Source organism: Shewanella sp. SM74, assembly GCF_025653725.1.
Classification (GTDB): domain Bacteria; phylum Pseudomonadota; class Gammaproteobacteria; order Enterobacterales; family Shewanellaceae; genus Shewanella; species Shewanella oncorhynchi.
In genome coordinates this window covers 19,888-39,698 of record NZ_JAKKRZ010000035.1, presented here as the reverse complement: position 1 = coordinate 39,698, position 19,811 = coordinate 19,888, and the positions used below count along the sequence as shown (strand labels likewise).

The 19,811-nt window shown below is 42.7% G+C and carries 19 protein-coding genes; 8 read left to right on the top strand and 11 right to left on the bottom strand.

Annotated features, from left to right (window positions below; genetic code table 11):
• On the bottom strand, positions 1 to 158 hold a 158-nt coding region (locus L5M49_RS22185), incomplete at its 3' end, for a transposase (RefSeq protein ID WP_259573881.1).
• Positions 159 to 309: 151 nt separating this feature from the next.
• Between L5M49_RS22185 and L5M49_RS22180 the strand changes: the two genes are divergently transcribed.
• Together L5M49_RS22180 and glmS are read left to right on the top strand one after the other, a co-directional pair.
• The gene (locus L5M49_RS22180) at positions 310 to 1,080 is read left to right on the top strand and encodes a DeoR/GlpR family DNA-binding transcription regulator (RefSeq protein WP_263212954.1); all 771 of its coding nucleotides are present in this window, start codon (positions 310 to 312) and stop codon (positions 1,078 to 1,080) included.
• 44 nt (positions 1,081 to 1,124) lie between these two features.
• A complete protein-coding gene (glmS, locus tag L5M49_RS22175) occupies positions 1,125 to 2,954 on the top strand; it encodes a glutamine--fructose-6-phosphate transaminase (isomerizing) (RefSeq protein WP_014611872.1) in 1,830 nt (609 codons plus the stop codon).
• 506 nt (positions 2,955 to 3,460) lie between these two features.
• On the opposite strand, the gene L5M49_RS22170 is transcribed toward glmS, so the two are convergent.
• Both L5M49_RS22170 and L5M49_RS22165 read right to left on the bottom strand, forming a co-directional pair.
• Complete coding sequence (locus L5M49_RS22170) at positions 3,461 to 4,126, bottom strand: DJ-1/PfpI family protein (RefSeq protein ID WP_263174216.1); 666 nt, start codon at positions 4,124 to 4,126, stop codon at positions 3,461 to 3,463.
• A gap of 21 nt (positions 4,127 to 4,147) precedes the next feature.
• Complete coding sequence (locus L5M49_RS22165; RefSeq protein ID WP_263266845.1) at positions 4,148 to 4,633, bottom strand: rhodanese-like domain-containing protein; 486 nt, start codon at positions 4,631 to 4,633, stop codon at positions 4,148 to 4,150.
• Positions 4,634 to 4,773: 140 nt separating this feature from the next.
• Between L5M49_RS22165 and L5M49_RS22160 the strand changes: the two genes are divergently transcribed.
• A complete protein-coding gene (locus tag L5M49_RS22160) occupies positions 4,774 to 5,352 on the top strand; it encodes a TetR/AcrR family transcriptional regulator (RefSeq protein WP_263174211.1) in 579 nt (192 codons plus the stop codon).
• Positions 5,353 to 5,822: 470 nt separating this feature from the next.
• Here L5M49_RS22160 and L5M49_RS22155 read toward each other — a convergent pair whose 3' ends face one another.
• From L5M49_RS22155 to cadR, 7 genes are all read right to left on the bottom strand, one after another.
• Positions 5,823 to 6,263, bottom strand: a complete 441-nt coding sequence (locus tag L5M49_RS22155) for a hypothetical protein (RefSeq protein WP_263266844.1) — start codon at positions 6,261 to 6,263, stop codon at positions 5,823 to 5,825.
• A gap of 10 nt (positions 6,264 to 6,273) precedes the next feature.
• Positions 6,274 to 6,939: a molecular chaperone gene (locus tag L5M49_RS22150; RefSeq protein WP_263149108.1), complete on the bottom strand. Its 666-nt coding sequence runs from the start codon at positions 6,937 to 6,939 to the stop codon at positions 6,274 to 6,276.
• 68 nt (positions 6,940 to 7,007) lie between these two features.
• Positions 7,008 to 7,685, bottom strand: a complete 678-nt coding sequence (locus tag L5M49_RS22145) for a DMSO/selenate family reductase complex B subunit (RefSeq protein ID WP_172591570.1) — start codon at positions 7,683 to 7,685, stop codon at positions 7,008 to 7,010.
• Positions 7,686 to 7,696: 11 nt separating this feature from the next.
• Positions 7,697 to 10,240, bottom strand: coding sequence for a DMSO/selenate family reductase complex A subunit (locus tag L5M49_RS22140; RefSeq protein WP_263266843.1), 2,544 nt, complete (start codon positions 10,238 to 10,240; stop codon positions 7,697 to 7,699).
• 19 nt (positions 10,241 to 10,259) lie between these two features.
• On the bottom strand, positions 10,260 to 12,263 hold the full coding sequence (locus L5M49_RS22135; protein ID WP_263266842.1) for an MtrB/PioB family decaheme-associated outer membrane protein: 2,004 nt from the start codon (positions 12,261 to 12,263) through the stop codon (positions 10,260 to 10,262).
• 14 nt (positions 12,264 to 12,277) lie between these two features.
• The gene (locus L5M49_RS22130; protein WP_218737739.1) at positions 12,278 to 13,219 is read right to left on the bottom strand and encodes a DmsE family decaheme c-type cytochrome; all 942 of its coding nucleotides are present in this window, start codon (positions 13,217 to 13,219) and stop codon (positions 12,278 to 12,280) included.
• A gap of 336 nt (positions 13,220 to 13,555) precedes the next feature.
• Positions 13,556 to 13,963, bottom strand: a complete 408-nt coding sequence (gene cadR / locus L5M49_RS22125) for a Cd(II)/Pb(II)-responsive transcriptional regulator (RefSeq protein ID WP_004364961.1) — start codon at positions 13,961 to 13,963, stop codon at positions 13,556 to 13,558.
• Positions 13,964 to 14,058: 95 nt separating this feature from the next.
• On the opposite strand from cadR, the gene L5M49_RS22120 reads away from it, so the two are divergent.
• From L5M49_RS22120 to L5M49_RS22105, 4 genes are all read left to right on the top strand, one after another.
• Positions 14,059 to 14,955 (top strand): cation transporter, encoded by an 897-nt coding sequence (locus tag L5M49_RS22120; RefSeq protein WP_263266841.1) that lies wholly within the window; start codon positions 14,059 to 14,061, stop codon positions 14,953 to 14,955.
• A 3-nt stretch (positions 14,956 to 14,958) separates the two neighbouring features.
• Positions 14,959 to 15,471, top strand: a complete 513-nt coding sequence (gene lspA / locus L5M49_RS22115) for a signal peptidase II (RefSeq protein WP_004863699.1) — start codon at positions 14,959 to 14,961, stop codon at positions 15,469 to 15,471.
• A gap of 21 nt (positions 15,472 to 15,492) precedes the next feature.
• Entirely contained in the window at positions 15,493 to 16,782 is a 1,290-nt protein-coding gene (locus L5M49_RS22110) for an ISL3-like element ISPpu12 family transposase (protein WP_004574636.1), read from the top strand.
• A 199-nt stretch (positions 16,783 to 16,981) separates the two neighbouring features.
• Positions 16,982 to 17,773, top strand: a complete 792-nt coding sequence (locus L5M49_RS22105) for a Crp/Fnr family transcriptional regulator (protein ID WP_263266840.1) — start codon at positions 16,982 to 16,984, stop codon at positions 17,771 to 17,773.
• A gap of 642 nt (positions 17,774 to 18,415) precedes the next feature.
• On the opposite strand, the gene L5M49_RS22100 is transcribed toward L5M49_RS22105, so the two are convergent.
• A complete protein-coding gene (locus L5M49_RS22100; protein WP_172591459.1) occupies positions 18,416 to 19,258 on the bottom strand; it encodes an SDR family oxidoreductase in 843 nt (280 codons plus the stop codon).
• 104 nt (positions 19,259 to 19,362) lie between these two features.
• On the opposite strand from L5M49_RS22100, the gene L5M49_RS22095 reads away from it, so the two are divergent.
• Complete coding sequence (locus L5M49_RS22095; protein WP_172591458.1) at positions 19,363 to 19,701, top strand: winged helix-turn-helix transcriptional regulator; 339 nt, start codon at positions 19,363 to 19,365, stop codon at positions 19,699 to 19,701.
• The last annotated feature ends 110 nt before the right edge of the window (positions 19,702 to 19,811 follow it).

The following is a 19,811-nucleotide window of genomic DNA, read 5'->3' as shown; positions in this document are numbered from 1 at the left end:
TCTTTAGGTAAATCTCGCCAAGGGATACCTGTTCTAAGGCGGTAAAGAATACCTTCGAATGTTTGTCTATGTTCAGGTTTGTCATAAACACGGCCTGTGCTTTTCATTAAATGAAATAGCTTTTCCCAGCGTGCATCGGTTAGCATAAGTCTTGGCATGGCTTGAGGTTATGGTTACTTTTGGCGAAGCAAATTATAACGTCTTGCCATGCTGTCTAAAAATTACTCTCGAAAGATCAACAGACCCTAGCAAAAAAGTTTCGTTTCACTATAATGCACCTTTCGAATCGAAACTTAACTGAAAGGTTTTATGAATAAACGAAACACACAGCAGCGTCGCCACAGCATAATCACCATATTGAACGAACAGGGTGAAGTGAGCGTTGATGAACTGTCGTTACGTTTTGAAACCTCAGAAGTGACAATTCGTAAGGATCTCGCCGCGCTTGAGAAAACGGGTTTATTATTGCGCCGTTACGGTGGCGCCGTGGCGATTCCAGACGAAGTCACTCAACAGTTCTCTGCTAAAATTGCGCCTAATAAACTTTCTATTGCGAAAACCGCCGCGCAGCTGATTAAAGATCACAATCGCATTATTATCGATAGCGGCACTACGACGTCAGGCTTGATTGAACAGCTGAACGATAAGCGTGGGCTGGTGGTCATGACGAATGCGCTACACCTTGCCAATGCCATTCATGAACTCGAAAACGAGCCAACTTTATTGATGACCGGTGGGACTTGGGACCCACATTCTGAATCCTTTCAAGGCCAAGTCGCCGAGCAAGTGTTGCGTTCATATAATTTCGACCAACTGTTTATCGGTGCCGATGGTATCGATCTTGAACGCGGGACCACCACCTTTAACGAGTTAACAGGCCTAAGCAAAGTGATGGCCGAAGTTTCCCGCGAAGTGATCGTTATGGTCGATTCAGACAAAATTGGCAAGCGGATCCCTAACTTAGAGTTACCGTGGGCCAAGGTCAGTGTGTTGGTCACCGACTCACGTATCGACGAGAGTGCGCTCAAACAAATTTCATATCAGGGCGTGCGAGTCATGCTAGCGCCCTATGCTCAATAGACAAAATTGCTTAACAACTTCATTTTAATTTATAGGTAAAGACTATGTGTGGAATCGTAGGCGCCGTGGCGCAAAGGGATGTGGCTGAAATTCTGGTAGAAGGCTTACGCCGTTTAGAATATCGCGGATATGACTCTGCAGGCGTTGCGGTTATTCACAATGGTGAACTCAACCGTACGCGCCGCGTGGGTAAAGTACAAGAGTTGTCGGCTGCGCTTGAAACTGACCCATTAGCGGGCGGAACCGGTATTGCGCACACACGCTGGGCGACCCACGGTGAGCCGAGTGAGCGTAATGCTCATCCGCATTTATCAGAAGGTGATATTGCCGTGGTGCACAACGGTATTATCGAAAACCACAATAAACTGCGCGAAATGCTTAAAGGTTTAGGTTACAGCTTTAGTTCCGATACCGATACCGAAGTGATTTGTCACTTAGTGCACCATGAGCTGAAAACCCATAACACTCTGCTTGGTGCCGTACAAGCCACGGTTAAACAACTCGAAGGCGCCTATGGCACAGTCGTTATCGACCGTCGTGATAGTGAACGTATGGTTGTTGCTCGCTCTGGTAGTCCATTGGTGATTGGTTTTGGTCTAGGTGAAAACTTTGTCGCTTCAGATCAACTTGCCTTATTACCCGTTACTCGCTCATTTGCTTTCCTCGAAGAAGGTGATGTGGCTGAAGTGACCCGTCGCAGCGTGAGTATTTTCGACTTAAACGGTAATGCTGTTGAGCGTGAAGTAAAAGAATCTGAAATTACCCACGATGCCGGTGACAAAGGCGAATATCGCCACTATATGCTTAAAGAAATTTACGAGCAGCCATTGGCACTGACGCGCACAATTGAAGGTCGTATTGCTAATAAGCAAGTGCTAGACACGGCTTTTGGTGACAACGCTGCTGAGTTTTTAAAAGATATCAAACATGTGCAAATCATCGCCTGTGGTACTAGTTACCATGCGGGCATGGCGGCACGTTACTGGTTAGAAGATTGGGCTGGCGTGTCTTGTAACGTCGAAATTGCCTCTGAATTCCGTTATCGCAAGTCGCACTTATTCCCAAATAGCCTGTTGGTGACGATTTCACAATCGGGTGAAACTGCCGATACCTTAGCGGCCATGCGCTTAGCGAAAGAAATGGGTTACAAAGCCACATTGACGATTTGTAATGCGCCAGGTTCATCACTGGTTCGCGAATCTGACATGGCTTACATGATGAAAGCGGGCGCCGAGATTGGCGTGGCATCGACTAAAGCTTTCACAGTACAACTTGCTGGCTTATTAATGTTGACTGCGGTGATCGGTCGCCACAATGGTATGTCTGATCAAATGCAGGCCCAAATCACTCAAAGCCTACAATCTATGCCAGCAAAAGTGGAACAAGCTTTAGGTTTAGATGCTGCGATTGCTGAACTGGCTGAAGATTTTGCCGATAAACACCATGCATTATTCCTTGGCCGTGGCGATCAATATCCGATTGCGATGGAAGGCGCGTTAAAGCTGAAAGAGATTTCTTATATTCATGCTGAAGCTTATGCTTCTGGCGAATTAAAACACGGCCCACTAGCGCTTATCGATGCCGATATGCCAGTGATTGTCGTTGCGCCAAACAATGAATTGCTCGAAAAACTGAAGTCGAATGTTGAAGAAGTGCGTGCCCGTGGCGGCTTAATGTATGTGTTTGCCGATGTGGATGCCGAGTTTGAGTCGGATGACACGATGAAAGTGATCCCTGTGCCACACTGTGACATCTTTATGGCGCCACTGATCTACACTATTCCTTTACAGCTATTGTCGTACCATGTTGCATTAATCAAAGGTACTGATGTGGATCAACCACGTAACTTGGCAAAATCTGTAACAGTAGAATAAATAGAGATATTTAAATGAAAACCGCTGTGGGAGAGTAATAAAGTCTCATACTAAGTATTAAAGGTTCATACTTGGTATTAAAGTTTCATACTGAAATGGCAGCGATCACGTAGGTACGCTGCCATTTCTAAAACGTTTATGCCCCAAAACGTTTCAGCAATGATCTAGGATGAGCTTTGTTTCCCAAATCGGATTTACGAACAAGTCCAAAAATTGTTCAAATATCAAATTACATTCTGAGTTTCAGGCATACAAAACCCTTTAAGTTTATACAAACTGATGTGCATAGCTTTCAATCGAAAGCTACAGGAATATTTCTAGCCTCTATGTCCTTATGTAATATAGAGATAGGAGTATGAGAATACAGATAGAGATTTATTATATAAGGTAATTAACACTTGCACCCTTTAGCTTTACGATTGATGTTTGTGTGTACTTTAATCAAAATATTTCAGGGTGCAAGTTAATCTTAATATTTTATATGCTCAGTAAATAACTGAACGTGGCTAAATATTCTTTGCTATGACGGGATAACCAATTGCCCACAAATCGCAAATAACTTTATTTACTAAAATTGGAGGAGCAACATCAGGATGACCACAGTTAAACGGTGGGTCTGGATTATATTCCAGTAGTAATTGAGTTTCTTGTGCTTTATCGATACCAATAATACGTGATATAATTGCAAGACCAAAGTCAATTCCAGCAGTAACACCGCCACCTGTTACACGATTACGATCAATCACATAGCGGCCTTTTGTATAGACAGCACCAAATGAATGAAGCATATCGACCATTGTCCAATGTGTCGTTGCTTTATAGCCTTCCAATAATCCTGCTGCACCAAGAATAAGTGCACCTGTACATACGCTCGTAATCCAAGATGATTTATCTGAGGTACGATTTAAAAAATCTAAAACTTCTTGATCTTGCATTGCTTCAAATGCACCAAGTTTTCCTCCTGGAACAAAAAGTATATCAACTCTCGGCAGAGCATCAATTTCATCAAAGGTGCAAGTTGGCAATAAATATGCGCTAGTATCAGTCTCTATTTGCTCACGATTTTTCCAAACCAGTTGAATATTAACATCATTTATTAATGACCAAGCTTGTAATGGCCCAAATAAATCTAAAGGGGTTATACCTGGGTAAAGTAACATCACAATATTCATAAAAACTCCAAATTTAAAAAATTATTTTATGCTTGATTTAAATTCATCAATCTTAAATGAACCATAAAAATTACTTACCCTGTGTCCAGAGTTAACCCATGAAAATAGCCCATCCTTTAGATTGTAAACATTAATATACCCAAATTTATTAAGGATATCAGTAACGATTGTGCTTCTAATGCCATGGGAACACATAACAACAATATGTTGATTCTTATTTTGGATCAACCTCTGAACATTAAATTCCACCGTTCCCCTAGGGATGTTTATCTTATTATTTATATCTATATTTACAGCAATGATTTCTTCAGGCTCTCTAACATCTAAAAGAATAAAATCTTTCTTGGTTTCTATCCATTTATTAAGTGTTTCAGCTTCAATTGAACTAATCTTATTAATTAGCAGCTGATGCTGATTCCTGATAATTTTTTCAGCTGAAATTATTTCACTAGCAGTAACTGGTATACTAAAAGCAACCGAAAACAAAAAAACTAAGCTAAATTTCATAACAACCATCTCATAAAACAAAAGTTAATGTCGAGTCATAATGATAAATGCTTTAAGATTTGCAAAATATAGACAAATTATATATATTGTCCATACTTAGACGAATATGATTTGTTGGTTATAATGTGAGATACCAAGCTATGGAACGTGGAGAGCGAGAACGTTGCCGAACTAAAAGTGCAATTAAGAATGCACTTATACTAATAGTAAAGAATAAAAACTATAATGACATTACTGTAAAAGACATTGTCGAAGAGGCTAATGTTGGCCGCAGTACACTTTATAAGCATTATCCATCTAAAGCACACATTATGCTTGAAATTCATGAGGATATGTTTAACCTGTTATTCGATGATCTTACAACATCTGAAAACTGGCTGCAGACTGAGCCACAACCTCACTTAGTATCGTTTTTGAATCGGTCACGTCAATTAGGAAACAATCGATTTTTTATGAGTTATAAATTGGGGAATGATCTTGATTTTTTATTAACAAATGTGAATATGCTTATGAGCAAAATTCTACAGGAAAGATTAAATCAGGCTTTTCCTACAATAAGTTTTAATATTCCCAGTCAAATTATTTCTATATCTATAGCGAGTATTTATAAAGATTTATTATTGGCTTGGTTCGCTAAGTTCTCAGCGACGCCTCCAAACGAGTATGCTCATTATATTTCACAGTTGCGTAGTCACTTAATAAAGTCACATATGAAGTAGATCTAAGTCACCCGATTTAATACATCGCGCGCTATTTTTACAGTACATGGATTTTTAACTTTCTTTTTAATTATGTTAAGCGCTTGTAAATAAAGCTAAATATAGGTGGCAGAATAATAGGGTGCTCGCCAGTTGGTGCTTATGATTAAAAATTAATAATAGTATAGATAGCGCCCGCTCAATCATTAGTCCAGAATTTATGATAATTTACTGAGAATATAACTATTATGCATTTTTTGAACTTGCAGTTTGTATAAAAATCATTTCTTTTAATCTAATAAAGAATGAATTACTGTTGATAAAAGATAACTTACACTCTTTCCAGTTGATTGTTTTATAATGATATTTTAGAACTGAAAACAGATAATACTGTGGAAGATACAAAATAAGCTTATCAGATTGAATTAAAAATTAGAACCAATCCATATTATTTAAACGATCTAGATGTAAAGTGACGATAAAAGATGTATTTATCTTATTGATTTGTTTTTTAACCCATTTTGTAATGTTATGATATCTAGTTGAGAACATATCTTATTTATTAAGCTGCAGATACTAGAGTTTTTGGGGGCGAAGTTGTTTGCCCAGATATTTGCCAATGTGAATATGAGCCTTTCACATTGGCTAAGTTCGTTATCTTGCAATGCTTTTATAAATAGTAACTGGCAGCTAATAAACAAACAGTTTAAAATATGTTCTTCTGATATTTTGTTTAAGTTAACTTTTCTGGGCAACCAATCTGGTTTACCTTCATTGTATACCAGTGCAGCAATCATACATGTCACAGAATTTAAACTGGTTGCACCAGTAATAAATTGATTTATTTGACTGTAGTTTCTAAACTTTTGATTTAGCGCATCGCTTAAATGAGATTTTTCCCATTGTTGGTTTATTGAATTTAATAAGGTCATTATTTGATACCTAACGATAAATATTTCTAACTTTAACTTTTAAGTTGAATGTTTTAATTAAATATCTAAAGAACTCTAATCCTAAATTTGAAAATCCTTTATAATAGTCTGATTCAGAATTTTCATAAGCTAACTGCAAACACCGATTTCCCCACGGTAGAAAATGGGTCTCTAATAGCTCTGTAAGAACTAATCTATAATCATCGTTACTAGGGTTTTCTATCATTTTTCCTAGTAAAAAATTAATAACAGCCATAATTAAGCCGATGTGATCAATAGGTTCATTGCTTTCGGCTTTAACATTTATTCCGTGTTTGGCGTAAAAATGTTTTAACTCAATAGTGCTGCTGTCATTTAATAGCTGTGAAGGTGATAAATAGGTTGACCCCCAAGGTGTTGCTTTGGGAGTGTTTGGACCATAAAAAACCGTTCCGTAATCTAATTTAAGCTTAATGAGTGCATCATTGTTATCACTCCATTGTGTTAGAAATCGGGACAATTCATCTAAAGCTTGAGATTCTCTTTTGGAATTAGTTAATCTTGGCCAATCTTTGGCTAGGTTTTGCTCTTTGAATTGATTTAGTAATTCTGCCTCAGGGTATATCATTAATACTGAATGAAAAATATTTGATATAGCTTTCAATTCGTTGAGTGTTGCGAGATTATTTCTTTTCATGATGGTTGAATTATCTTTTTATATTTTAAAAAGGTGCAATTTTCATTGCACCTTAACTTAAATGGTCATTAAACTTCGCGTATATTCAATACTTTACCGCTACCATTGCCTGTTGATTTTGAGTTTCGTGAGGCTTTTACAATCAAGTTTGGAGACGTTATTGACTGCGAAGGTAAGGGAGCAAAATGCTCATCTCCATCGCCATATTTTGCTCGTAGATTTTCCATCGTATCAAAATCTAATGCCCGCAAAGGACAGCTTTCGACACAAATAGGTTTTTTACCTTCGGCAAGACGGTCGTAGCAACCATCACATTTAGTCATTACTTTTCGGTCTCTATCAATTTGCGGAGCATCGTAAGGACATGCTCTAGAACAACTTTGACAACCAATGCAAAGTGATTCTTCAACTAACACAAGACCATCTTCCTTGCGTTTGTGCATCGCTCCTGTTGGGCAAGCTTTGACGCAAACAGGTTCAGAACAATGATTGCAACTTAACGAGGTATAGTAAGCAAATACATCTTGTTCAAAGCTATTATCGCTATTCTGGTTCCATGTTCCGCCACCATATTCATACACTCGACGCCATAACATGCCAGGTAGAGAAGCTACGCCATTTAAGGCTACGTCATCTTTGTTTCGAATTTTTCCAACCATACGGTCTTTACAAGCAATGTGACAAGTCTTACAGCCTGTACACTTGCTACTATCGAAATAGAATCCAAATTGAGTTTTTTCTGTCATTTTGATTACCCTTAAGCTTTTACTACCTGAACACGATTGGTATGTTGTGGATTCCCCTTTGTAATGGGCGAAGGATGGTATTTGGTTAATGTGTTAATACAACCACCAATATCAATCACATGACCAGATGGACCAATTCGACCATTGCTATCTGGTTTGTACCATGCACCTTGCCCTAAGGAGCAAACTCCTGGTGTTACTCTAGGTGTTAATTTGACTGGAATCTCTATCGTACCTCTGTCATTGAAAATATGGACTTTATCTCCATCAGCTAAACCGCGTTGAGCTGCATCAATTGGATTCATCCACACAGCATCTTCAACTGCTTCACGTAACCAAGCGACATTGTGATAACTGGAATGGGTTCTACCTTTTGTGTGATAACCACAAAGTTGTAATGGATAGCCAGCATTAATCGCATCAGCATCTTCATACCCGTCCCAAGTGATAACATATTGTGGCAGGGCAGTAATTTTGTCTCCTGAAGGCAATGTCCAAGTTGCCGCTTTACGTGCAAGGGAAATGGAAAATATTTCAAACTTTCCTGAAATCGTTGGTCGTGGATTTGCTGTTGGGTTTTGAATAAATGATTGATACGCTACAAATGAAGCTGGCATATATTTGCGGAATACCCCAATTTTTTGAGCCTCTTCATAGGTATTGGGCATCGCAACGTCTGGATTCATCGCTTTTGTTTCACTGTAGAGTTTTTCACACCATTGTTGGCCAGTTAGCCCATTGGTATATTCAGACTCTTTACCCATTGCCTTGGCTATGCCAGTACACATTTCATACATTGATTGAGCTTGGCCAAGAGGAGTTAGTGATGTACTCATGAAGGTTGCATAGGCCATCTGCCCTGATGCATAAGAGTCATTTGCATAGTCATCAGATTCAAGCCAAGTACTATCAGGTAACAGATAGTCTGCAAATTTTGCAGAAGCTGTCATCCAACAATCACTTACGATCACTAATTCACACAGTGTCTCATCCTGTAATATCTCAGCGGTACCGTTGCTATCTGAGTGTTGGTTAACCAGCGCATTGCCTGCGCAGTTAATGACGGCTTTGATATTGGTTGTTAGCTTTGCAGGGTTGTTGTCTACTAGTTCTTGGCTGCCACTCGTCTTGTAACGAACACCATCAGTGGTTCCTGTGAACTCTTTGCCTCGAACAATAGCATCTGACCATGTAAAGACTGGGATTGTTACTTCAACAGGATTATTACCTGCCGGCATTCCTGATACCCCAAAGCTATAACTGCTCGGCATTGCACCGCTATTTACCCCTGAACGGCCGATCTTACCTGTCATTATCGCTAGGGTATAAACAGCTCGGGTTGCTTGATCACCGTTAGCATGTCGACTAATACCTGCTCCAGCAGAAATATATGGCGCTTCTGCAGCCATAATTGCTGTAGCTAATTGTTTGATTTTATTTTCAGATACGCCACAAATAGCAGCCGCCCAACTTGGAGTTTTAGCTCCGTTAGCGGAATAAATGCCTTGTCCCATGATGTAATCAAAATAGTTTTCATCTGGGTTTACATACTGTGCATGTGATGCAATGAATGGATCTGAATGTAACGCGATAGATGCTTTGGCATTAACTAAAGAATTCCTGTCATAACCTACAACATACTTATCTAAAAATGACTTCGCATTTGAGTCTACCCAGCCAGAATTAATCATCTGATAAATAACAGCTTCGATTAATGCTGCGTCTGTTCCTGGGCGAATAGCAAGCCATTCATTTTCGTTCCCACGCATAGAATCAGTGTAACGAGGTTCGATCATCCAAACTTTAATTCCCTTTTGGTTTTTTTCAAGGGCTTTCACAAAGTCATAACCTTCACCACTACCACTCATGCGAATTTCATTAGGGTTAAATCCAAAACCAATAAATAGGTCAGAGTTTTCAATTTCGCTTAGAGATGAACCACTAATACTGTCCCATTGACTTCCGTATGTCGCTATACTCGCAGCATAGACTCCTGCCCAAGAGTAATCCCAATGGTAATCAAGGAAACCACCATTTAAATTTAATAAACGTCCCCAAGTCGCAGTATTAGATGAAAAACCATAATAAGCTCCTGAACCTAAATGAAGAAATATTGATTCTGGGCCATAGGTTTCTTTAATTACTTGTAACTTAGTGGCTATTTCTGAATAAGCTTGTTCCCATGTTATCGGGACAAATTGGGCATCACCGCGCTTACCTACACGCTTCATTGGTGAGCGAAGTCTATCGGTTGCGTAAGTTCGCTGTCTTAATGAGCGGCCTCTGGGACAAGCTCTTGCTTGATGATTAACGCCATATTCATCCGTGGTTTCATGGTCAGTTTCGATACGGGTGATAACTCCATCTTTACTGAACACTTTGATAGGGCAGTTTGAACCGCAGTTAACCAAACAAGCGGACCAATTAATGACTTCATCCGTGGGTGTTGTCGTCGGTGGTACAACATTGGCTTCACTAGCGCTTTTATTGCATCCAGAAATTGTCGCTGCAGCGGTCACCGCGGCACTCATTTTTAAAAAACTTCTACGTTCCATTCTCTTCACCTCTTTTAAATCAAGGCAGCATGTAGCTGAAGGTCAACATCAGCAGATGCGCGTTGTAGTTATGATTAAGCTCACCCAAGGTCACTAATCCCGGAACGGCATGGGGGCTGACTTCGGCATAGTCAGTATCGTAGTAACGTTCGTACTGATAGCTCAGTTTTAGTCCCATACTGTTGTTCAGGGCATAACGGCCATACAGCTCAAAGTTGTGGCTGTAGGAGTAGTAATCGCCGTAAGGCTGGTTAGTGGTCGTGGTGATTAGGGTGTCACTCGCTGAGTTAGCAAATTGGTAATTGCCCCCAATGCTTAAGCGGTCATCCATCAGCCCGTCGTAGGTGAAACCGATATTGAGGTCGATAAACTCATCGTCGATATTGGTGTACCAATCTGGGGTGGAATAGGCTTGGCTACCTGCGATGTCAGATTCAATCCATTGTTGCCCTGCGCTAGCAAAAACGTTGAATCTGTTGGAGAGCTGCGCACTGAGTTGTACGTTGTAACCGTAGTCCTGCACCTCAGTTAAACCAATGAGGGTGTCATCGTAGTCGTCATTGTTGTAATGGGCATCGAAGTCAAGGGTTAACCATTGCAGGGGGGTATGATTAACGCTGAGTTCGAGCCCATTACGGTTTCTGTCTGCAAGGTAAAACTTGCGTAACAACGGATTTTCCTCGATGGACGTGGCTTCCAGGCTGTCGTAAGTTGAGCCATCACGGGTTTCATAACTGGCTTTAAGGTCTACCACAGTTTTAGGGATGACACGGATATTCAGCTTGGCCCACAGCGCACTGTCTTCTGTTTCTTCACGCTCGGTATAGTTACGTTCCACCGCTTTGTAATCAAAACCGCCGAGTAAACGATAGTCGCTGTTGAAACGGTAGCTACTCTGCAGTTTGAAGTTAGTGCGCTGAATATCCATCGCAACGTTTTGCTTAAAAGCACCGCTGACATTGTCCACTTCAAATTGGGCAAAATCCCAGGTAGAGCTTTTATTATCTCGGTCGCTGTAATCCAGCTGACTGTTTAGGCGCCAACGGGGACTCAGCATACTGCTAAAGCCGATACGCGCGTCTAAGGTCTCCACTTCACCATCCCAGCTTTGCAGGGGATTGCCGCTGACTTGGATAAGATTGTCATCCTGAATCATTCGGCCAGTAGCGAGGCGACCGTTAATCACGTTCGTGCCGAGTAGGTATTGGCCCGTTAACGAGACTTGATGAGCATCGTTATCTGGGGTGGCAGCATACACATTATCGGCATAGGGTAGACTTAAGTGATTAATGTGATTTCGGTAATAACTGCCGTTATAGGCCAGTTCGCTTTGCCATTGGTGTTGGTCGATGCTAATACCCGCATTGATATTTTGGGTCGTTGCATCGACGGGCAAGGCAAAGTTCATTGGGCCTGAGTTGGCTAATAAACTGCTGCGACGATTGCCCGTTTTATCCTCTTGGTCATAGTTGATATAGCCCTTGAGGCCGTTAAGCAGCGCATCTAACTCACCCTCAAGGCCGATGCCGACTTTTTCACGCTGTAATTCAAGGTCAAGGTAGCGGGTGTGACTGTCGGGTAGCAGCAACCCATTGTTATGCCATAATTGGGTTTGGGCAGTGGCGTCATAACGAGTCATCATGCTGTAATCGAGTTGGATGCCGCCCAGATTGTTCTTGGCGGCTTCGAGGTGCAGATAACCGTTGTCCGAACCGAGTTCATCGGCTTTCATCACTGCCTGGTATTCACCTTGTCGATAACTCACATCACCACCGACACTGCCACGCCAACCCGTATCACTGTCGCCAAAGCTGTTACCTGAGTGGATATCGTCGCTGCTTGCCCAGCCGACATTGGTGCTCACTTCGCCTTGGTAACCCTGTTTCACTGTGCACGCCTTACATTGATAGGCGCTAGTGTTGACCTTGCTAGTATTGGCTTGCTTTACCGAAAAGTCTGCGGCGTTAACGCTTGCAGAAGCGGCAAGCAGTCCAATGGTGATTAAATTTAATTTAAACTTCATCTCAGACTCCTTAATCAACGCGCAAAATTGCTGCCGGCAGGGTGGTTGGAACCGTGGATTTGGCTATGGCAATTCAAGCAACCCATACCTGCGCCAAAGGCATTGGTACTCGGCTGGCTCACAACGCGGCTCGCATGACCGTCATCGGCATGGCACTGCTGACATAACTGTGGTACGCGTTGCTTCACCAGTGCCTCATTCACACTGCCGTGTGGGTTGTGACAGGTTGAACAGTTTTCGGTTACGGGCGCATGCTCCCATAGGAAGGGGCCGCGTTTTTCGGCATGGCAGCTATAGCAAGTGTCATTTACTGTGGCTTTTTTGAGGGCGCTCTCATTTGATGAACCGTGAGGCGCATGACAATCGATGCACGTCATCTGATCCCACTTTAAGGGATGGGATGAACGTTTACTCATATCCGCTTTTTCGCGGGTATGACATGAAGTACAAGCTTGGTTAACCTGTTGTTTATCTAAGATAGGGTCTTTAGCCACATGTACCTGGTGGCAGGATGCACAGGCGATTTCCTCCAGATTATGCAAACTATTATGCCAACCCACTTTGGCGGTATTTTGGTGACAACCCAAGCACACAGTATTTTGAGTCGGGGCAGATAACTTGCTGTCCTGACCAAAGGTGATCATTGGTTCTTTGCCACCTTTGTTATGGTTACCTAGAGGGCCGTGACAAGACTCACACTGCAATCCCGCCATGGGGGAATTGGAATGGCTCATGTCACCATGCTTGCCATCGAAAATAGCCATCACTTTGTCATTTTTCTTATGACACACTAGGCAAGAATCTGCACCTTTAGGCGAATATTTACCTGCGGTAAACTTCTCTTCCAGGGTCGACTTAACCTGCTCAGTTGTTAGGCTATCCCAAGGTGTAGAATATGCTAAAGGAATGAAAAGAATTAGTTTAATCAACAGTATTGCTGATAATAAGTGTTTCATTATTAAGCCTCGTACCACATTTTGCAAACCATTAACCTTAAGCACTTAAGCTCATTATTTTTATCCGTATTTAATAACTGCAAATATGATCAATTTAAGTATGTAAAAAGCACATCAGCATTTATTTAACGAATGTCTTTGACGCTTTAAGATTTAAGCATAAATTAGTTAGAAATATGTATATACGCATATAGAAGTTGTATGATAAATGATGATGCTAGTCACAAATTCCATTGATTAAATTTTTTGGGGTAAGCGGATTAAATGGTTGATCTTACCTTTGCATGAGAGTGAGACAGACCGGCATCTCATCGGATTATCTGGTTGATGCTTCACCTACTGCTGGTGCATGTTTCCTTCGCTAATTCCAGCAAGAACCCCACACGCCTCAACTTCCCGGTCATCGTTGCAACTCGCTCTCAGTGAAACGAGTTGTTTCTCAAGCGCTTGCAGAGCGGTTATCTGCGACCGCACATGAGAGATGTGATCATCGAGCAAGGCGTTGACGGCGGTACAAGGCTGATGAGGGTCGTCCTGATAGCTCTGTAGTTCGTGAATCTCAGCCAGTGACAGGCCCAGGATTCTGCAGCGACGGATGAAGGCCAGCCCCTCACCATGCTTCTCGGTATAGACACGGTAACCGTTGTCCTGCCGATCAGGCGGCGGCAACAAGCCCTGCTGTTCATAGAAGCGGATCGTCTGTGTTTCGACCCCTACCAACTGCGCCAACTGACCAATGCGCATCAGCCTCCTCCCCAACGGATTCTTTACTCTATTGACCTTATAGTAGCTTTATAGTTTTAAATGGTACCACAACATTGTTCAAGTGGAGTCGTATCATGAGCAAATCCTGTGGTGGCGCCTGTGGCGGTGATGCAACGTCCGCAGCGGATACCGATATACAGGCCTCCTCCGAGGCGCCAGGGAGATGGGTCAGTGTTTATGCCGTGCCGAAGATGGACTGTCCATCAGAAGAACGAATGATTCGCCTAGCCCTGAACGGCTTTGAGGAGATTCGGGCGCTGTCCTTCGACTTGTCGAACCGCCGGCTGAAGGTCGTGCATGACGGCGAGGTCGAGCCCGTCACCTCGAAACTGAAGACCTTGGGGCTAGGCGCCTCGCTTCAGGAAACCGTCGCTGCAAATCCGGAGACCATCAAGGCCGCCGAGTTTTCGGCAGCTTCTGCTAAGCAAGAATCCGGGACCCTGCGCTGGTTGCTCGGCATCAATGCACTTCTGTTCGTGGTGGAAATGACTGCCGGTCTGATCGCCCGGTCCACCGGCCTGATTGGAGAATCCCTGGACAATTTTGCCGATGCGGCGGTGTACGGGATTGCCCTTTATGCGGTTGGACATAGCGTGAAAATGCAGGTACGTGCCGCGCATCTTGCTGGTGTACTGCAACTGATCTTGGCTGTGGGCGTGCTCGTAGAGGTGGTGAGACGCTTTGTATTCGGTAGTGAGCCTGAATCGCTGGTGATGATGGCTATCGCATTCGTCGCATTGATTGCCAATACCAGTTGTCTGCTGCTCATATCCAAACATCGGGAAGGCGGGGCGCACATGAAGGCAAGCTGGATATTCTCGGCCAACGACGTGGTGATCAACCTGGGGGTCATCACCGCCGGCGTCCTGGTCGCGTGGACCGGTTCCAATTATCCGGATCTGATTATCGGCACCATCGCGGGGGGCATTGTACTTAACGGTGCCAGACGCATTTTGGCGTTGAAGGGTTAAATAATGCTCATTATTGGCAAAAAGCTCTCGCCGTATGCCCTATTGTCCATATCGGGCCTGCTGGCAGCGTCTGATCAGGCTGTAAAGTGGCTGGTGCAGCAATCAATGGCCTATGGCGAGTATGTTTCGGTGACCCCGTTCTTTAACTGGGTGCACCTATGGAACACCGGTGCCGCATTCAGTCTTTTTGCGAATGGTGGAGGCTGGCAGCGCTACTTTTTTATCGGGATCGCGGTAGTGGTCTCGATTTTTCTGATCAAGCTGATCCTTGAAAATCGTCATAAAGGAGAAGCCATCGCTTACAGTCTTATCCTCGGTGGCGCCATGGGCAACCTGATTGACCGGGTCTTTCGCGGCTATGTTGTGGATTCCTTTGATTTCTATTGGCGAGACTGGCATTGGCCGGCCTTCAACCTGGCTGATATTGCAATTGTCCTCGGTGCCTTACTTTTCGTTTCCAGCAGCTTGTTGGGTAAAAAAGCAAACACCAATGCCGAGCCGGATGGATCTGACTGACACCTACGCCTATACAACACCATGACCGAACTTCCCGACAACATCCTTCACCTGCCGCAATACCAAGTACTGGGCTGCAAATCAACCGACGACGAAATGCACTTCCAGGTGGACGTGCCCGATCCCATCGCCTGCGAGGAATGCGGCGTGCAGGGTGAGTTCGTACGGTTCGGCAAGCGTGACGTTCCCTATCGTGATCTGCCCATCCACGGCAAGCGGGTCACTCTCTGGGTGGTCCGCCGCCGATACACCTGCCGGGCCTGCAAGACAACATTCAGGCCCCAGCTACCGGAGATGGTGGACGGATTCCGTATGACACTGCGGCTGCATGAGTACGTGGAGAAGGAATCCTTCAACCACCCCTACACCTTTGTGGCGGCACAGACCGGCCTGGACGAGAAGACGGTGCGCGACATCTTCAACGCCCGCGCCGAGTTCCTGGGGCGCTGGCACCGCTTCGAGACGCCCCGCATCCTGGGCATTGACGAGCTATACCTGAACAAGCGCTACCGCTGCATTCTGACCAACATTGAGGAGCGAACCCTGCTCGACCTGCTGGCCACCCGCCGCCAGGACGTGGTGACCAACTACCTGATGAAGCTGAAAGACCGGCAGAAGGTCGAGATCGTCAGCATGGACATGTGGAACCCCTACCGGGCAGCGGTCAAGGCTGTGCTGCCCCAGGCCCGTATCGTGGTCGATAAGTTCCATGTGGTGCGCATGGCCAACGATGCCCTAGAGAGAGTGCGCAAGGGCCTCAGAAAGGAGCTGAAACCGTCCCAGAGCCGGACTCTCAAGGGAGACCGGAAAATCCTGCTGAAACGCGCTCACGAAGTCTCAGACCGGGAGCGCCTCATCATGGAGACCTGGACAGGCGCGTTCCCGCAACTGCTGGCCGCCTACGAGCACAAGGAGCGCTTCTACGGCATCTGGGACGCCACCACACGGCTCCAGGCAGAAGCCGCCCTGGACGAGTGGATAGCCACCATCCCGAAGGGCCAAAAGGAAGTCTGGAGCGATCTGGTCAGGGCAGTGGGAAACTGGCGCGAAGAGACCATGACCTACTTCGAGACGGACATGCCCGTCACCAACGCTTACACGGAGTCCATCAACCGACTGGCCAAGGACAAGAACCGTGAAGGGCGCGGTTACTCCTTCGAGGTGATGCGGGCACGAATGCTCTACACCACGAAGCACAAGAAGAAGGCACCGACTGCGAAGGTCTCTCCTTTCTACAAGAAAACCATCGGTTACGGACTGCCGGACTTCGCAGAGGAACTCAACTACGGAGTCGATCTATCAACCATCTGAGGGTGGTATCAGATTGATGGGGTGAAGGTGCCCCATCAACCATTAAATCCGTATACCCATTTTTTGATTGCCATCACGCATTTTTATCAAGTGTCGGTTGTGTCACGATTTTATAAATATAAAATTGATAAGTGGTATGTTTAAAGTTTGTTTTAATTATTATAATTAATATACGTGGTAACTATTAGATGGCTTTATCATGAACGCAGTAGATCTAAACGCAAGAATGAGGGAACAGTCGACAATATTTTTCCCCGAAAAAGTTGAAAAATGCATTGTGGATTTTATATATGAAAATGGTGTAACAAAGACTTTATCCAAAGGAAGCTCGATAAGTAAGCAGTTGTTGTTAAACAATTTTATATATTTAGACGATGGACTTCTTTTATATGCCAAACGGACTAACGATTACACTAGACCAAAATTTGTAAATGCAATAATCCCAGGTAGGCTGACTGATTATCATTTGCTCTTAGAGGATAAATGTACTTGTTGCAAACAAATAATAGTTGCGAGGGATAGTAAAGTAACGTTTATAGATAAACGATTAATCAACAATTTATCTCACATAAATATTAATCTTTTTACTAAGTTTATGTTTAGTTCAAACTATTTCATGGAAAGACAAACGGCTTTGGCAATTTTTTTACTATCGTCCTCTCCTGACGAAAAGTTAGTAAAGTTAGTTTTTGACTTGTTAACAGTGTTCAACAGTAACTTTAAGGATGAATGGCTTAAAGTTGATGTCAAGCTAACTAGAGAGGAAATATCGGACATTTTACATATAAGTATAATTAAGTTAGATATTATGCTGGCCAAGCTTCGTAAAAATGGATTGTTAAAAAAGGAGGGTAACTATATGTTTTTTAACTCAAAGTTTATAAAAAACTTATCACCTTGTCCACTAGGTAGAGAGGACGCTAGTGGGTGCAAATCGAATAACATGCTAAAATTTAAAGTAAATAATATGATTGCCATTAATAATGGTTGAGTTCGACTCTCTGAGAACAAGGCCGTGTTTAGCATTTAACTAAGTGAATTAATTCATGATGTGGATACAGAACTATTAGATTTTACTTTACGATTTCCTTGAATTCCTAGGTGAACATGTAACCTATTTTTACAATGTTCATTTCTGATTTTTCTATAAGACAGTTTTTAATTAATGTTATCATGGAAGAATCTATTGCCAATTTAATTAGGTTTTTCATCTGAAAAATTTGTTGAAATCTTCACGATCCAAGGTTGCAATAAGTTATTGAGAATTCCCATTAAACAAGATTAATTAAAGAACTAAAGTTTTACATAAATGGTGATGGAAATTCATCTAGCGAAACATACTTAACTGATGCTCACTTATTTGATAGAGATATAGTTATTATCTGATTTACGAATAAAAATGTTTAACGTTTTACTTTTTTTGCGACCTTATTTAAAAGTGTATTGGGCAAGCTTTGTGTACAAGTTTTGGATATGGAAAAATATGATGGACTATCTCTTGAGATATAATGTTAAATTTGGTTTAATAGTCTTTAATAAAGAATTTCTCACACAGCCACTCGGTGATAATTTAGGTGTTACTTAGAATTTTATGGCCTTTACATATTAATGTATAGGCCTGATTATCAGATAGTCAAATATTTATATCTCTTAACCACTGTCCTATGGTACGTGGTGTAATTCCTAATAATACTTGCGCACTCATAGCTTGTTTGATTGCTGAATCTTGAGTTAATGCTTTTGCTTTATATCCTTTTACAACCTCTGTTGCGGTACTTTCTCCAAACAAAATAGCTAATTTCATACCAAACTCATCAGGAGTAAGGCTTTGAAAGCTAACATCATGACCAAAATAGTCAGCAAATGCATCTGCTAGGTCATTACCAGTGATGGCTGGCAATTGGCCCACTTCCACAATCCCTGTTACAGAAAAATTGCGAAGAAGAGCTGCTGCGACATCAGCAATATCAAGATGAGAACACCAAGAAACTGGATAATCATTACGAAGTGGATAAGGGAGTTTATGATCTTCTTTCACTGGTCCAATAACAATTGGCAACAACAAATTCTCAAGATATAACTGCGGTGCAATGATAGCCAAAGAGACGTTCGTCTTCTCAAGTTCATTAATCAGAGTGGGCAATGCGCTTTTATCTCCAGGGATACCTAAGGGCCAACCACTAGTTGTAAGAACTACACGGGCAGGCTTAGCCTCCATAATCGCTTTCGCTATATTATGTGCAAATTCACTACGCATTACTTCAGGACCAATTGGTAAATGAACGAATATCCCATCAGCACCAGCATAAGCAGAAATAAGAGAGTCTATGGAAGTTAAGTCTAAAGTGACTGTTGGAACACCCTTAAGAGAGGTGGGGTCGCGCACAGCAGCAACAGCATCCACACCTTGTTCAATCAACTTATTAAAAAGAGGCGATCCCTGGGCACCAGTTGCTCCATGAATAATGTATTTCATATATACTCCAGTAATGATAATTTAAACAGAGTGATAATAGTGCAGACGTTAAGTCGGTTACGTCAAATGCACTATTAGAAATAACTTACAAAAATGAGAAAAGTATGAATAACAGAGAAACGCCTTGCTGCGGCGTCGCGCGTTTTTTAATACTTATGGATGGCCCATGGGCAACGTTAATCATTAGAGAGCTGTTACATGGCCCTCTTCGTTTTACCGAACTGAAAAATAACCTGAATGGAATTAGTGCACATACCCTAACCCACAGATTAAAGCAATTTGAAGCTAACGGACTTGTTACTCGCACTGTGTATGCCGAAACGCCGCCACGAGTGGTATATGAATTAACTACTTTAGGAGAAAATCTACGAGATGTTCTTGAAGCAATGGGAAAATGGGGTGAAACCATTCCAGACCAACTTATCCAACGCAATAAATTATAAAGTGAAGTAGCTAGGGTCTGTTGATCTTTGGCCGGTGATTTTCAGACAGTATGGCAAGACGTTATAATTTGATTCGCCAAAAGTAACTATAACCTCAAGCCATGCAAAGA